Here is a 13,298-nt window from a genome sequence, read left to right on the forward strand (position 1 = left end):
GGTCACCTCGTCGAGGTGAATCCGTCGCCGACCGGGATCTGGTCGCCGGCGAGAATGGCGTCGACCTCGGCGTGGGTGACCGTCTGCCCGTCGGTCCACAGGTATCCGTCGGTGATCTCTTTGAACCACATGTCGAACTCGAGGTTGCTCGGCTTCGGCTCCTTCGCCTTGGAATAGAGCTCGAACTGCTGCCGGAGCAAGGGCTCCCAGCGCCGGAAGCCGAACCGGAGGTCCAGCTCCGTCAGCGCCGCGTTGACCTCGGTGCCGTCGAGTTGTTCGACGATGGCGCGCATGGCGTCTTCCTGAGCCGTCTTGGTGACCAGGAACCGGTCGATCTCGGCCTGTTTCCCGGCGATGGTCAGGGTTTTCTTCTCCCGGGCCGAGGTCACGGCCTCGGCTTCCTTCGGCGGGATACTGCCTTGGTACTCCATGTGCCAGGGGATGCCGCGGACGAGGACCTCGTTGCAGGCCTTGCTCGGGGCCCGGATCGACCCGAAGGTGAACCCCGCCGCGCCACCCACCGTGACCTCGATCGACAGCCTTTCGGAAAGCTGGAGCGCCAGTGCCTTGTGAAAACCGAGCCCCGAGCGGCAGGACAGGAGGGCGATGACGATCTTCTTGCCTCGACGGCGTTTCTCGAGGTTGCCGTCCGCCGTCAGGGCGTCGACGATCCTGGTCATCGCCTCGTCCCCGTCGTGACCCATGGCGTAGAGCCCTTTGGGGTTGCCGTGGCCGGCGATGAAGATGACGTCCGAGTCCCTGAGGCCGGAGAAGTCCAAGGGGGACACCGGTGTGGTGTGCTGCAGGATGTTGACGTGGATGCCGAACGCCCTGCTGCTCTTGCGCATGTTGTGCAGGACCTTCATCAGGGCGTAGTCCCGGACGACCGGGATGAACACGCGGTTGGGGTCCTTCTTCTTCCACTCGTCGATGATCTCCTGGCTGGCGGAGGCCACCACGAGGTAGCGCGACGCCTTCGACACGTCAAACATCGGCCGGCCTCCCCTGCTCGGGAAGGCAAGGTGGCGCTGGGGTGGGATCAGTCGTCATCGCTCGGTACTCCAACCGCTCGGCGTCTGTCCGACGCTCGCAGGCGCCGTCGACAAGCGGTCGACAAGCCGTCGACACCCCGGTACGCGGGGTGCCTACGACCGAGTTCGAGCAGGGCATGTCGTAGTCGTCGGTGTCACCGGCGGTGCCGCCGACGAAGATCGTGGCGTGCTTGCCCGAACTCGAGGTGCCCCCTGGCCTCCCGCTACTTCCCCTTGCGCGGCGCGTGGCCGGTCGCGGGGTTGGCAGGTGGCAGGTCGGCGGCGACGGCAAGGAGGTCGCCGGCGCTGTCGGCCAGCAGGGTGGCGAAGCCGGCCTCGTCACCCGACACCCAGCGTCTGGTGGCCGCCCCCAGGATCGCCATCCCGAGGGCAGTGGCCAGCCGGGCCGTCTGCTCGTCGTGGCCCCTGCGACGCAGGGCCGCCGCGGTCACTTCGGACAGCATCGCTTCCTTGATCAGGCTGCGTTCCCGCAACGGCGGGTTGGCCACGATGACCGTGCGCAGCTCGATCAGCAGTTCACGCGGACGCAGCACCTCCGGTACGGCGGTGAACGCGGCCATCAGCGTCGCGAGCGCACCGGTTCCCGCGGGCACCTCGGCGATGCCCGCTTCCAAGCAGGCCTGCAGCTCGTCGCCGGCGAAGAGGACCTCGCGCTTGTCGGTGAACCAGCGGTAGAACGATCGCTCGGTCAAGCCGGCGTGCTTGGCGATCTGGGCCACCGTCGTGCGGTCGTAGCCCTGGTCACGGAACAACTCCAACGCGGCGCGCTCGAGCCGCTCACGGGTGTTGCCCTCCCAACGAGCCATGGCCTCGAGCATAGCGACAGCAGATGCTGTCGTCACCGTGCTACCGTCGTAGTGACGACAGCATCTGCTGTCATCGTTGGCCGAGCCAGGAGATCACCATGCGTACTCTGCGTTTCCACTACACCGGTGAGCCCCTCGACGTCCTGCGACTTGAGGAGGCCGAGCCGCCCCGGCCGGCCCCGGGGCAGATCCGGGTCGCCGTGGAGGTCTGCACCATCAACCCCGCCGACCTGGCCCTGTGCCGGGGCCTCTACCCCGGCGACCTGCCCCGCGGAGTCGGGCTCGAAGTGGCCGGCATTGTCGATGCCGTCGGCGACGACGTCACAGGCGTCCGGCTCGGGGACGCGGTGTTCGGTCCCGCGCCGTTCACCGGACCGACCGCGGGCGCCGCCGACCACGCGCTGCTCGACATCTGGTTCCCGCGGCCACCCGCCCTCCACCCGGCGGCCGCCGCCGCACTGCCCATGGCTGTGGACACCGCGCAACTCGGCCTGGACCTGCTCCGCATCACCCCCGGCACAACCCTGCTCGTCAGCGGCGGCGGCACCACCACCGGCTTCGCCGCCGTGCAACTCGCTCGCCGGATCGGGGCCCGGGTGCTCACCACCGCCGGCCCCACCCACACGAAAGCCCTGCGCGCCAGCGGAGCCGAGGTCACCCCCTACGGCGAGGGCATGGCCGAACGGATCCGCGACCTGGCGGGCGGGCCCGTCGACGTCGTCCTCGACGTCTCACCGCCCGCCGACGGCACCATCCCGCAACTCCTCCACACGGTCACCGACCCCCAGCACGTCCTGACCATCAGCAACCTCGCCCAGGCACGGAAATCCGGCGCCCGCGACGCGTTCACCCAAGGACCGCTCGGTCACCGCTACGACATCGTCGAAATGTGCGCCGCGCTCGCAGCCCAGGGCCGCTTCGGCGTCCCCATCGCCCGCACCATCCCCCTCTCCGACTGGCGCGAAGCCATCGAACAGAGCCAGTCACAACACCCCGGCGGCAAGATCATCCTTCAGATCGCCGAGCCGCGATGAGACGAATCCCTCTCGTTCATGCCGCCGGATGCTCAGCGAGGTGCGCTCGACGCGCTCCGCCACAGCGCACGGAAAACGGAGGTGGAACCGAGGTGAAGCGGCGAGCGTTCCCGGACGAATCCAGCCGCCCGCGCCCTGGTCGCTGAACGCGGCGGCGGCGACACCAACGAGGCCGACGTCGCCCGCGCTCGAGGCTGCTCACACACGTCGGCGCCGGACCCGCCCGGATCCGGCGCGCGGTCGCCCGTACCCGCTCAGCGCCATCGGATCTGCGGGGGCCGAGCTGATCTCGATCAGACCCGTCGAGCCGGCCCTGGAACCCGAGCCGGAACGGCGCCCGCTGGCCGAGGTCATCCCATTCGGCGTGTTCGACCCGACCGCCGAGAGCCGCACTGGTGCCCGAACCCACTGTCGCTCCCCGCAGCGGCACTCGCGGCATGGTCAGCGACATCACCCGCACCGGGAGACGCCTGACTCTGCTCAACCGCGACCAGACCTCGGCGCGGCGCGGCCCGATCGTGTCCGGTGAACCCGGAACGGGTAAAACCCCGCGATCACCCAGCTCGGCAAACACCACGAGATCACCGCCCGACGACGCCGCGGGCGAAGTCCTCGGCTGATCGGGCGGCGACGGCCAAGCCGGTCACATGCTTTACCGTCAATCCAGGCAGAACTCGTTGCCTTCGGGATCGGTCATCACGATGAACCCGGCGCTGAGCGGCGGTTCGGGCTCGAAGCGGCGTACCCGGGTGGCGCCGAGGGCGATCAGCCGGTTGCACTCCGCTTCGAGCGCCGCCATCCGCTCGGCGCCCCGCAGGCCGGGTGCGGCCCGGACGTCGAGGTGGATTCGGTTTTTCGTGGTCTTGTCTTCCGGGACCTGCTGGAAGAACAGGCGGGGTCCCTGACCGTCGGGGTCTTCGACCGCGGAGCTGCTGTTGCGCTGGTTTGCCGGCACGCCGGCCCGCTCGAGGAACTCGTCCCACGCGGCGAACGGGTCGGCGCCCTCGGGCAGTTCGACGCCGGGTGGCGCCGGGTGGACGTAGCCCAGCACCTCGCGCCAGAACGCCGAAAGCGCTCGCGGGTCGTGGGCGTCGAACGTGACCTGGACGTGTCGGCTCATCGGGGTTCTCCGTTGGTAGTAGGGCTGACGTCGCCTACCTTGCCGCCGGACGCGGACAGTTGCGGTCCTCGATTCCGTGACCGCCGAAGCCGTCAAGGACCCGGTCATGGCCGCCACGCTCGGGGGCATGGACGTCCAGCAGGCCATCGTCGGCGGGGGTGGGGCGCTGCCGGCCGACAGCAACGGCTACCCCTGGGACGGCCGGTACATCGTCGCCTCCGGCAACCTGCCGGCCGACTTCCGCGCCAATGTCGCGGCCGAGGCGCAGGGCCGGTGCAGACCGCCCGGCGCCAAGGGCGGCTGGACCACCGACGCAGGCATCGAACACCTCATGGAACCCGAACCACTCGGCGGCCCGGGCACCGCGCCGAAGCCCGATCCCGCGCTCTACGGCACCTACGCGCCGCTCCAGAACGCCAAGGGCACCGCGAAGGGCAAGGCCAAGGCGGCCAAGAAGAAGCTCACCTGATCGGCAGTCTCGGACCGGCGGTGGGCGGAGGCGAGGCCGCCCGCCGCCGGCCGGAGGTGCCTGGGGCCGCCCGGGCCCTCGACCACCAGCGAAAGCTAGGGTTTACCGGCTTCCGAAGCGGGAAACCGCGCTTTCGTCAACCGGCGCGGAGGTGTCATGACAGGAGTTCGCTCACGACGAAGTGCGGCAAGAAGTGCCGCTCGCCGGCCCGCACTCGGGCGCCCGCCTGCTCGGAGTCTTCACCGTTTCCGTACTGCACAACCTGATCCACCTGGTGGTCGGGGTGGTCGGCGTATTCGCGGTCCGGTCGAACGGCACCTCCCGGGCATATTTGATGATCGGCGGATGATCGCCGCCGGCATCGCCACGACGGCCTTCGACCGGAGCCGGGGGAGATACCCGGAACCGGAGGTCCGGGGCAGTGAGGCGGTGTAGACCCGTCCGAAGCGGTAGACGAAACCAGATGTCCAATTTGACGATGGAACCTGATGCCGCCCGCGAAATCGTGGATCGCGTCGCCCAGGCCACGTCCGATGTCCTTGCAGGGCGCGCCCTTGTTCTCGAAGAGCAAGGGGAAGTTCGCCGTGCGATGAGTGCCGTATAGCTACTCGACCGGCAATCGGCTCGTGTCGAGCGGCCGCTCACTTGACGGGACGCCGTTCGTTTGGTGGGAAGGTATGCGGGTACAGGGCAAGGAGATAGTGGCCCGGAAAGTTCGAGTTCACTCGCCGCAGCCACCCCGGCCTCACTTTCCCGCCGTGGTGCGGCACTCACCCCGTTCTGATGAGGAGTTCCCATGGAGGACCACGACGAAGACGTCATCGCGTTGCTGCAGCGGCAGCACCGGGAGATCCGGGCGATGTTCGCCGAGCTTGAAACCGCGGCAAACGACCGGCGGAAAGAGGTTTTCCGGGATCTGGTACGCCTGCTGGCCGTGCATGAAACCGCCGAAGAAGAGGTCGTGCACCCCGAGATCCGCGATCTCGAACCGGCGGCGGAGACCGTCGTCGAGGCTCGGCTGGGCGAGGAGCACCGGGCCAAGGAGCTGCTGACCACGTTGCAGAAGATGGGTCCTGACGCCGACGGGTTCGACACGCTGCTGGTCCAGCTGCGCGAGGACGTGCTCGCGCACGCGGATCACGAAGAGCGCGAAGAGTTCCCGTTCCTGCGTGCGCACCATACGCCGGAGCGGTTACTGGCCATGGCGGCGACGGTGCGACTGGCCGAGGCGGTGGCGCCGACGCGGCCGCACCCGGGCGTGGAGAGCGCCAAGGCCAATCTGCTGCTGGGCCCGCCGGCGGCGATCATGGACCGGGCGCGTGACGTCATCCGCACCGCGCTCGGGAAATGAGCGCGGCGCCCGTGAACGGAGAGCCCGACGTGCCCGAGCGAATCGCCGCCGAACGCGACGTCATTTCCCGTGGTACCCCGTTACGCATCGCGGTGCTGGCGATCGGTGTCGTCTACCTCGTGCTGGGAGTCGTGGGATTCTTCGTCCCCGGCAACGCCGGTTCGACGACCGCCGGTCCCTTCGGAGTGCACGCCACGCAATACACGCTGCTGATCTTCAGTGTGGGACCGGTTTTGAACATGCTCCACACGCTCGTCGGCGTGGCGGGCGTGGTCGCGGCGCGCAGTGCCTCCTGGACGCGGATCTACGCGCTCGCGGCGGCGGTCGCGTTCGCCGGCCTCAACGCCTACAGCCTCCTCGTGATCACCGTCGGCACCGGCGACCGGTTGAACCTGAACTGGGCCGACGTCCTCCTGCACTTGATCACGATGGTGGTCTTCGCGATGGTCGCGTGGTCGGCGTTCCGGATTCGGCGGCGCCGGAACGCCTGAGACGGCGGACGTCGCCAGCTCGAGCTCTTCCCGAGAGCGGACGGCGAGCACCGGGACGGCCGCGTTCGCGGGTTGATCACCGAATCCCGCTCGCGGAGACGGCTGAGGCCTCCGGTGATGCCGAGCACCCCGGGGCCCCCGGCGATCGCCTCTGCGGTTTTCGGCTGGTCCCAGCCGATGTCGCCGGTGAAGACGAGCGCGTCGACCTGGTCGAGGCTTGCCGTGACCGCGGCCGGTTCCCGGCGGGTGCGGTGCTCGAAGACCGCCAGCGCGAACCGTGCCGTGACGTCGCCGTCGCGGGCGACATCACGGCTATCGTCCGACGACCGAGCAGCCGCCGGACAGGTGCGCCACCAGCAGGTTCAGCTCACTGACCGGACGACGCAAGAGCTCGGCCGCCCGCTTGGTCGCCCAGCTGAACGACAGCCCGTGGAAGCCGTACCGCCGCAGGTCCCAGCGGGCCCGCCAGCGCGCGGGCAGGGGATAGGCCGAGCGCACTTTGCCGTTGACCACGGCGGGTTCGACGACGTCCGGGCCGCCGTGCACCAGCCGATGCGCGACGACGTCGATGTCGCTTCGGTCGAGGCTCGATTCTCGTCCGCGCAGGTCGAGGCGGCACTCGATCTGCCGCACCTGGTGGACATGGCGTGGCACGACTGCTTCGGCCCGCGCGAACCAGCGAGGCTGATCCGAATCTCCCGAGCGGCCGTTCCGGACTTCCGAGACGTCCGACCGGCCGCAGACGACGAGCGTGCAAAGAGTCGGTGAGAAAGCTTTCCGCCGCGCTACCGGCTCACGATGATGCCGTGGGTCCGGTCAGGCAGTGCTGCACCAGGGGACCGAACCGGTCCACCAGTTCGTCGACGGTCGAGGACGCGATCGGTTCGATCCGCATGATGTACCGCGCCACCGTGAGACCGAGGATCTGGACGTTGACCATGGCTGCCCGCAGTGCGGCGTCCGGTGTGCCGAGCAGCGCCGCCAGCCGGTCGGTGATCTCGCGGTCGATGAACTCGCGCAGCAGCGCTTGGGACTGGGCGTCGGTCGGTGCCGATCTGGTCAGCATCACGAGCGGGGTGCGGCCCGACTTGTCGAGGTTCTCCACCAGCGTCCGGACGATGCGCTCGCCGATGGTGTCGAGGCCGCCGGCGAAGATCGATTCGATGGCCGGCGGGACGGTGCCGGACATCTCGACAGCGGCGCCGAACAAGCCCTGCTTGGTGCCGAAGAAGTAGAACACCATCGCCGGGTCGACTCCGGCCGCGGTGGCGATCGCGCGCACCGTCGTGGCGCGGTAACCGTGCTCACCGAACAGTTCGCGCGCGGTCTCGAGGATCCGCTGCTTGCTCTCCGCGCCGGATCGCCAGCGTCCGGGGCGGCTGTGGGTGTCGTCTTCCATCATGACCACCTAAGCCTAGCACCCTTTCTTCATCAGTCGGTGGAGTTTTGCCCGAACTCGTCGTAGCGTGTTCTTCATCGGGTGGTGAAGAAAGGGTGCTGACATGAGAGTGATCGTGATCGGAGCCGGTCTCGGTGGGCTGACGCTGGCCCACGGGCTCCGCCGGGCGGGCATCGACGTCGCGGTGTACGAGCGGGATGGCGCGCGGGGACGTCGGCAGGGCGTGAGCCTGCACGTCGACGACCGGGGCGCGGCGGCGCTGCGGGCGTGCCTGCCCCCGGCGCACGCCGCGATGGCGGAAGCCACCATGGGAGGGCTGCGCGAGCGGACCCTGACACTGTCCGATGTGGAGGGAGAGCTGACCGTCGTGGACACCCGCCCGTCCGACGGTGTGGCCGGCCGGCCGCGGCCTGGCCGGCAGGTCCACCGGCCGTTGCTCCGGGCGGTGCTGCTGACGGGACTGGACGACGTGGTCCGGTTCGGCGCGGAGTTCACGCGGTTCGAGCAGCGCGCCGATGGCACGGTCCGGGCCTTTTTTGCGGACGGCAGCACGGACACCGGGGACGTCCTGGTCGGCGCGGACGGGATCGGTTCGGCGGTTCGCCGCCGATACTTGCCGGACGTGCGGGTGGCCGACACGGGACGGCGCATGATCATGGGCGCGACGCCGCTGCGAGCGGTGGCCGGCACCGGGTTGCCGGAGCTGGTCGGCGACAGCCCGGCCGCCGCGCGGGAGGGCGGCACGATGATGGCGCTGGGCGTGCTGCGGTTCACCCGGCGGCCGGTGACCGCGCGGCAGGAGTTGTTGCCCGCATTGAGCTCCCGCGCGGTCGTCGACGCCGAGGATTACGTGATGTGGGCCTTGCCCAGCACACGGGAGCGGCTCGGCTCACCGGTCTCGGTGTGGCACCAGGCCCAGGACCTGGCCGCGGACTTGCATCCGACGTTGCGGCTGATCGTCGCCGAGGCCTGGCCGGACGTCACGGCCGCACTCCGGATCGGAACGATCCCGCCGATGCCCGCCTGGCCCGCCAGTCCGGTGACGGTCCTCGGCGACGCCATCCACCTGGCCCCGGGTTTCGGTGGCAACCTCGCGATGCGGGACGCGCACCGCCTCGGCGAGGCGCTGTCCGCGGCGGATGGTGGCCGGCTCGACCTGCCCGGCGCGATCGGCGCGTACGAGGACACCATGCGCCGCACCAGCTTCACGCCCGTCGCGGCGAAGGCGAGCGCATGAGCCTCGACGTGCTGACCCGGAAGTCCCTGTCGTTGTTCGACGCGGTGGGCGGGTGGCGCACGGTCGCCGAGGGTGTCGCGTCCCGGGTGGTGTTCCTGGTCGCCTACCTGCTGACCGGCCGGGTGTGGACCGCCGCGCTGATCGCCGTCGGCGGGGTGGCGGCGCTCGCGGTCGTGCGCGTGTGGACCGACCGGCGCTACTGGTCGGCGGCGATCGGGCTGGCCATCGTCGGCGGCTCGGCCTTGCTGGCCGGGGCCACCGGGCAGGCGATCAACTTCTACCTTCCGGCCGTGGTCATCCAGGCCGTTCAGGGGGCGGTCTTCCTGCTGTCCGTGCTGGTGCGGTGGCCGATGGTCGGGGTGGTCATGGGGGTGGCGCGCCGCGAACGGTTCGGCTGGCGACGCGATCCGGCGGCACGGCGGCGCTACCAGTTGTGCACGGCGGTGTTCGTGGTGAAGTGCGCGATCGCGACGGCGGTGCAGTTGCCGCTGTACGTGGCCGGGCAGACCACCGCACTCGGCATCGCCGCCACGCTGCTGGGAGGCGCGCCCTCGGCGGGCGCCTGCCTCTACCTGTGCTGGCGGATCCTCCGCGAAGACCCGCAGGTCGCCTAGAGTGCGGTGGCTACCCGCTACGACCGGACCGAGCCGGGCCGGTTGGACAAGGTGACCTTCCGGACCCCGGGCGAAGCCAGGTAACAGATGGCCGAGCTCGGCCGGCAGTGAAACGGTCGATCGCTGGCGTACGGTGCTGGGCGGGACGCCGCAGCGGGCACCGAACGCCGAGCTGAAGTGTGCGGGGTCGGTGGGGCCCCACCGGTGGGCGATGGCTGCGATCGTGGGCGGCAGAAGAGTGCGTTCGGCTGGAGCTACGGTCGGGCGGTGGCAGGATTGACCTCACGGGCTCGCTCATCCGCCATGTGCGCTCATCGGCGATAGGGACGGTCGGCGCGGCCGCGAGCAGAGTCGGCGATGGTTTCGCACGGTCTTCGGGTGGTCGCCGCGCATTCGGACATGGGGCGACCTCCTTGTGCGCGAGCCACTGCAGGAGCGTGGTCTTCCCGGCGCCGGCTCCACCGACGAGCAGGACGTGCCGGTCGGCGGTCCGCGCCGACCTGGAACAGCTCGAACGTCGCGTAGGAGCCGGCCAGGTAGGACTGGTAGTGCCGTTCGAACGCGTCCGCGGCGGAGCGGGCCCGGCGGTCGGGCTGTTCGCCCAGGCTCGACACTTGACGCCGGATCTGTGTGATCTCACCGGCCATCGGCGCCTGGACCGCGTGTGTCACCTCGTCCACGGCCCGGGCTGCTGCCGGGCCGGGTCGCCCAGGGCGCGGAGCTTGCGCTGCTCGCCGAGACGGTCTCAGTGTATCGATCACCCGGGCAAACGGGTTACCCCTTGCGGTGTTTCGCCGGTGGGGCCGCGAGGGTGGCTCGGACGGCGCGTTCGACCAGGATGGGCACGAAGGCGTGGATGCGGGCGCTGCCGAAGCGGGATCGTTCGTGCTCGACGAGGTCGTGCACCGTCGTGGCCTCGACACCGGTGTAGTCGTTCACGAGGCGGTCCTCGAGCTGTTCGAAGTGGGCGTTCAGCTGTTCGGACGCCATGGTGTCCAGGGTGGGTGTGCTCATGGTGCCTCCCCGCGTGTCGGTCCTGGCGAGTCTGGTGTACCCCATCAGACAACCGGCAGATGAACGAACGGTGAACACGACAATGCGGCTCTACTCGATGCCGCGGCGCGACCTTCGCTACGGACGCCGCAGCCGGCGGACGACACCACGGGCGAGCAGCCGAGCGAAGATCACCACCAGCAGCACGAGTGCGGCCCAGCCGCCGTCTCCGCGGTCGTAGGCGGCCGGGGCCAGTCCTTCGAACCGCCGTTGGCCAGGTCCTCGTCGTCCGGGGTCGCGCTTGCGTGGCCGCGCCGGCGAAGGACGACGGTCCGATGGTTTGCCGGTCAGGCGGGCGTTGGAGTTCATCTCTTGCGAGACATTGACATCTCATTACGAGTCGTCCACTGCTCGATAACCGTGTACGGTGACAGCTATCTGTTAGTCAACTAACGGATAGTCCGATGGGCGGGGAGCCCGGAGGCGTGGACGTGAAGGGAGGAGGGGGCCGGCCCGCGAGGGCGTAGCGCCCCCGACTGGCGATGAAAGCGATCTGGTTGACCGAATTCGGGGACCCATCGGTGCTGGTCGCCGGGGATGCCCCTGATCCGGTTCCCGGCGAGGACCAGGTGCTGGTGGACGTGGAAGCGGCGAGCGTGCTGTTCGCGGAGACGCAGGCGCGGGCCGGGCGCTCGATGGCCCCGTTCCCACTGCCGACTCCGCCGTTCGTGCCCGGCAACAGCGTCGGCGGAGTGGTCACCGCGATCGGTCCGCACGTCGATCCGAGCCTGCTGGGACAGCGAGTGGTCGGCTCGAGCGGCTACGCGGAGAAGGCGGTGCTCGGTGCCACCGGTGTGATCCCGATTCCGGCGGAGGTGTCCACCACCGACGCGGTGGCGTTGATCGACGACGGCCGCACGGCGATGGGTTTCTTCCGGCTGGTCGAACCGAAGCCGCAGGAGTGGGTGCTCGTCGAGGCCGCGGCCGGTGGGCTCGGGAGCCTGCTGGTGCAGCTCGCCGTGAACGCCGGTGCACGCGTGATCGGTGCCGTCGGCAGCGATACCAAGCTGGACACGGTACGTGCGACCGGTGCGGAGGCGGTGAACGACCGGCAGCCCGGCTGGCTCGAGCGGGTCCGCGGCCTGACGAGCGGTGCGGCCGTCGACGTGGTGTTCGACGGTGTGGGCGGGGAGATCGGCGCGGCGGCGACGTCGCTGGTCGAGTCCGGTGGGCGGTTCGTGGTGCACGGCGCGGCCAGCGGCGCCTACACCGACACCGCGGACCTCGAAGCCCGGGGTGTCGCCGTGCTCGGGATCCCGCAGATGGTGGCCAAGCTCGGCCCGATCATGGGTGAGCTGGGGATCGCCGCGCTCGCGGAGGCCGCGGCGGGCCGGCTGCGCCCGGTGGTCGGGCAGACGTTTCCGCTCGAGCGGGCCGAGGACGCCCACGCCGCCATCGAGGCCAGGGCCACGATCGGCAAGACGCTTCTGCTGGTGTGAGCGAACTACGAGACACAAGGGGCGGACTGAAGATGACAGAGGCACTGGAACTGCCGCTGGAGATGCGGCGCAACGGGGTGAACCCGGTCGAGGAGCTGGGCCGGGTACGGGAAGGTCAAGGCGTGCTGCGGCAGATGACGCCGTTCGGCGAGTACGCCTACCTGATCCTGCGGTACGAGGACGTCCGGGAGGTGTTCTCGGACGCCGGCCGGTTCAGCAGCGCCTTCGACGGGCCTCCCGACACCGAACACCTGGCGGCGGAGGAACGGGCCAAGCTGCAGGCCGGGCAGTTGATCGGGTTCGACCCGCCGGAGCACACGCGGTTGCGGCGGATGCTGACCCCGGAGTTCACGGTCCGGCGGATGCGCCGGCTGGAGCCGCGGATCACCGAAATCGTCGAGTCCGCTTTGGACGATCTCGAGAAGGCGGGGAAGCCGGCCGATCTGGTGGCGCACTTCGCGTTGCCGGTGCCCTCGCTGGTGATCTGCGAGCTGCTGGGCGTGCCGTATGCGGACCGGGCCGAGTTCCAGGACCGTTCCGCGCGCATGTTGGACCTCGCGGCCCCGGCTGCGGACCGCAACGCGGCGAGGCAGGAGGACCGCGCCTACATGAGCACCCTGGTCGCCCGGGCGCAGGCGGACCCGGGTGAAGACATGCTCGGGATGCTGGTGCGCGACCACGGCCACGACCTGTCCACCGACGAGCTGATCGGCATCGCGAGCCTGCTTCTGCTCGCCGGGCACGAGACGACGTCGAACATGCTCGGCCTGGGCACCCTGGCCCTGTTGAACCATCCGGATCAGCTCGCGATGGTCCGCGACGACCCGGCGCACGTCGAACCGGCCGTCGAAGAGCTGTTGCGCTGGCTGTCCATCGTGCCGTCGCTGATCCGCGCCGCCAAGGCCGACGTCGAGATCGCCGGGCACACCATCCCGGCAGGCTCGCTCGTGGCACCCTCGCCGCTGGCCGCCAACCGTGACCGCGCCTTGCTCGACAATCCCGAGGTCCTCGACGTCACCCGTGGGGGTGCCGGTCATGTCGCCTTCGGCCACGGGGTGCACCACTGCCTGGGGGCACCCCTGGCGCGGACGGAAATGCGCATCGCGTTCCCGGCACTGTTCAAGAGGTTCCCCGGGCTTGCGCTGGCGGATCCGGACGCCGAGCCCGATTTCCGGATCTTCCACCCCGTCTACGGAGTGAGCTCGCTGCACGTGACCTGGTAGTGCGGGGGAC

At 69.8% G+C, this 13,298-nt stretch carries 15 protein-coding genes and 2 pseudogenes; 10 read left to right on the forward strand and 7 right to left on the reverse strand.

Annotation, left to right across the window (positions count from 1 at the left end; translation table 11 throughout):
• Nucleotides 1–2: 2 nt before the first annotated feature.
• A complete protein-coding gene (locus ACZ7OU_RS21850; protein ID WP_470256417.1) occupies nt 3–992 on the reverse strand; it encodes a hypothetical protein in 990 nt (329 codons plus the stop codon).
• 263 nt (nt 993–1,255) lie between these two features.
• Nucleotides 1,256–1,858, reverse strand: a complete 603-nt coding sequence (locus ACZ7OU_RS21855; protein ID WP_470256418.1) for a TetR/AcrR family transcriptional regulator — start codon at nt 1,856–1,858, stop codon at nt 1,256–1,258.
• A gap of 98 nt (nt 1,859–1,956) precedes the next feature.
• Here ACZ7OU_RS21855 and ACZ7OU_RS21860 point away from each other — a divergent pair, with 98 nt between their 5' ends.
• Entirely contained in the window at nt 1,957–2,892 is a 936-nt protein-coding gene (locus ACZ7OU_RS21860) for an NADP-dependent oxidoreductase (RefSeq protein WP_470256419.1), read from the forward strand.
• A 437-nt stretch (nt 2,893–3,329) separates the two neighbouring features.
• On the forward strand, nt 3,330–3,512 hold the full coding sequence (locus ACZ7OU_RS21865; protein ID WP_470256420.1) for a hypothetical protein: 183 nt from the start codon (nt 3,330–3,332) through the stop codon (nt 3,510–3,512).
• Nucleotides 3,513–3,550: 38 nt separating this feature from the next.
• Here ACZ7OU_RS21865 and ACZ7OU_RS21870 read toward each other — a convergent pair whose 3' ends face one another.
• A complete protein-coding gene (locus tag ACZ7OU_RS21870) occupies nt 3,551–4,012 on the reverse strand; it encodes a VOC family protein (protein WP_470256421.1) in 462 nt (153 codons plus the stop codon).
• Between the two features lie 73 nt (nt 4,013–4,085).
• Here ACZ7OU_RS21870 and ACZ7OU_RS21875 point away from each other — a divergent pair.
• The 4 genes and pseudogenes from ACZ7OU_RS21875 to ACZ7OU_RS21890 all read left to right on the forward strand — a co-directional run.
• A pseudogene (locus tag ACZ7OU_RS21875) lies at nt 4,086–4,481 on the forward strand (manganese catalase family protein); the annotation flags it as partial.
• Between the two features lie 193 nt (nt 4,482–4,674).
• Entirely contained in the window at nt 4,675–4,830 is a 156-nt protein-coding gene (locus ACZ7OU_RS21880) for a DUF4383 domain-containing protein (protein ID WP_470256422.1), read from the forward strand.
• A gap of 447 nt (nt 4,831–5,277) precedes the next feature.
• On the forward strand, nt 5,278–5,832 hold the full coding sequence (locus ACZ7OU_RS21885) for a hemerythrin domain-containing protein (protein ID WP_470238247.1): 555 nt from the start codon (nt 5,278–5,280) through the stop codon (nt 5,830–5,832).
• A gap of 29 nt (nt 5,833–5,861) precedes the next feature.
• On the forward strand, nt 5,862–6,323 hold the full coding sequence (locus ACZ7OU_RS21890) for a DUF4383 domain-containing protein (protein WP_470256423.1): 462 nt from the start codon (nt 5,862–5,864) through the stop codon (nt 6,321–6,323).
• A 173-nt stretch (nt 6,324–6,496) separates the two neighbouring features.
• Here the strand turns inward: ACZ7OU_RS21890 and ACZ7OU_RS21895 are convergent.
• The 3 genes and pseudogenes from ACZ7OU_RS21895 to ACZ7OU_RS21905 form a co-directional block, all read right to left on the reverse strand.
• Nucleotides 6,497–6,592 (reverse strand): annotated as a pseudogene (locus tag ACZ7OU_RS21895) (hypothetical protein); the annotation flags it as partial.
• 43 nt (nt 6,593–6,635) lie between these two features.
• A complete protein-coding gene (locus ACZ7OU_RS21900) occupies nt 6,636–6,977 on the reverse strand; it encodes a hypothetical protein (protein WP_470256424.1) in 342 nt (113 codons plus the stop codon).
• 139 nt (nt 6,978–7,116) lie between these two features.
• Nucleotides 7,117–7,722 (reverse strand): TetR/AcrR family transcriptional regulator, encoded by a 606-nt coding sequence (locus ACZ7OU_RS21905; RefSeq protein ID WP_470256425.1) that lies wholly within the window; start codon nt 7,720–7,722, stop codon nt 7,117–7,119.
• 103 nt (nt 7,723–7,825) lie between these two features.
• Between ACZ7OU_RS21905 and ACZ7OU_RS21910 the strand changes: the two genes are divergently transcribed.
• Nucleotides 7,826–8,959 (forward strand): FAD-dependent oxidoreductase, encoded by a 1,134-nt coding sequence (locus ACZ7OU_RS21910; protein ID WP_470256426.1) that lies wholly within the window; start codon nt 7,826–7,828, stop codon nt 8,957–8,959.
• Nucleotides 8,956–9,573, forward strand: a complete 618-nt coding sequence (locus ACZ7OU_RS21915) for a DUF3159 domain-containing protein (RefSeq protein WP_470256427.1) — start codon at nt 8,956–8,958, stop codon at nt 9,571–9,573. The genes ACZ7OU_RS21910 and ACZ7OU_RS21915 overlap by 4 nt, the downstream gene beginning before the upstream one ends.
• Before the next feature lie 774 nt (nt 9,574–10,347).
• Here ACZ7OU_RS21915 and ACZ7OU_RS21920 read toward each other — a convergent pair.
• On the reverse strand, nt 10,348–10,587 hold the full coding sequence (locus tag ACZ7OU_RS21920; RefSeq protein ID WP_470238242.1) for a three-helix bundle dimerization domain-containing protein: 240 nt from the start codon (nt 10,585–10,587) through the stop codon (nt 10,348–10,350).
• Nucleotides 10,588–11,123: 536 nt separating this feature from the next.
• Here ACZ7OU_RS21920 and ACZ7OU_RS21925 point away from each other — a divergent pair.
• A complete protein-coding gene (locus ACZ7OU_RS21925) occupies nt 11,124–12,065 on the forward strand; it encodes a zinc-binding dehydrogenase (protein WP_470256428.1) in 942 nt (313 codons plus the stop codon).
• Between the two features lie 32 nt (nt 12,066–12,097).
• Complete coding sequence (locus ACZ7OU_RS21930) at nt 12,098–13,288, forward strand: cytochrome P450 (RefSeq protein ID WP_470256429.1); 1,191 nt, start codon at nt 12,098–12,100, stop codon at nt 13,286–13,288.
• Nucleotides 13,289–13,298: the final 10 nt, after the last annotated feature.

It is taken from the genome of Amycolatopsis sp. NPDC114505 (assembly GCF_055633615.1).

Bases quoted from the DNA above. Each gene is read 5' to 3' on its own strand.
- ACZ7OU_RS21850 (WP_470256417.1), bottom strand. From the start codon at position 992: ATGTTTGACGTGTCGAAGGCGTCGCGCTACCTCGTGGTGGCCTCCGCC.
- ACZ7OU_RS21855 (WP_470256418.1), bottom strand. From the start codon at position 1,858: ATGGCTCGTTGGGAGGGCAACACCCGTGAGCGGCTCGAGCGCGCCGCG.
- ACZ7OU_RS21860 (WP_470256419.1), top strand. From the start codon at position 1,957: ATGCGTACTCTGCGTTTCCACTACACCGGTGAGCCCCTCGACGTCCTG.
- ACZ7OU_RS21865 (WP_470256420.1), top strand. From the start codon at position 3,330: ATGGTCAGCGACATCACCCGCACCGGGAGACGCCTGACTCTGCTCAAC.
- ACZ7OU_RS21870 (WP_470256421.1), bottom strand. From the start codon at position 4,012: ATGAGCCGACACGTCCAGGTCACGTTCGACGCCCACGACCCGCGAGCG.
- ACZ7OU_RS21885 (WP_470238247.1), top strand. From the start codon at position 5,278: ATGGAGGACCACGACGAAGACGTCATCGCGTTGCTGCAGCGGCAGCAC.
- ACZ7OU_RS21905 (WP_470256425.1), bottom strand. From the start codon at position 7,722: ATGGAAGACGACACCCACAGCCGCCCCGGACGCTGGCGATCCGGCGCG.
- ACZ7OU_RS21910 (WP_470256426.1), top strand. From the start codon at position 7,826: ATGAGAGTGATCGTGATCGGAGCCGGTCTCGGTGGGCTGACGCTGGCC.
- ACZ7OU_RS21915 (WP_470256427.1), top strand. From the start codon at position 8,956: ATGAGCCTCGACGTGCTGACCCGGAAGTCCCTGTCGTTGTTCGACGCG.
- ACZ7OU_RS21920 (WP_470238242.1), bottom strand. From the start codon at position 10,587: ATGAGCACACCCACCCTGGACACCATGGCGTCCGAACAGCTGAACGCC.
- ACZ7OU_RS21930 (WP_470256429.1), top strand. From the start codon at position 12,098: ATGACAGAGGCACTGGAACTGCCGCTGGAGATGCGGCGCAACGGGGTG.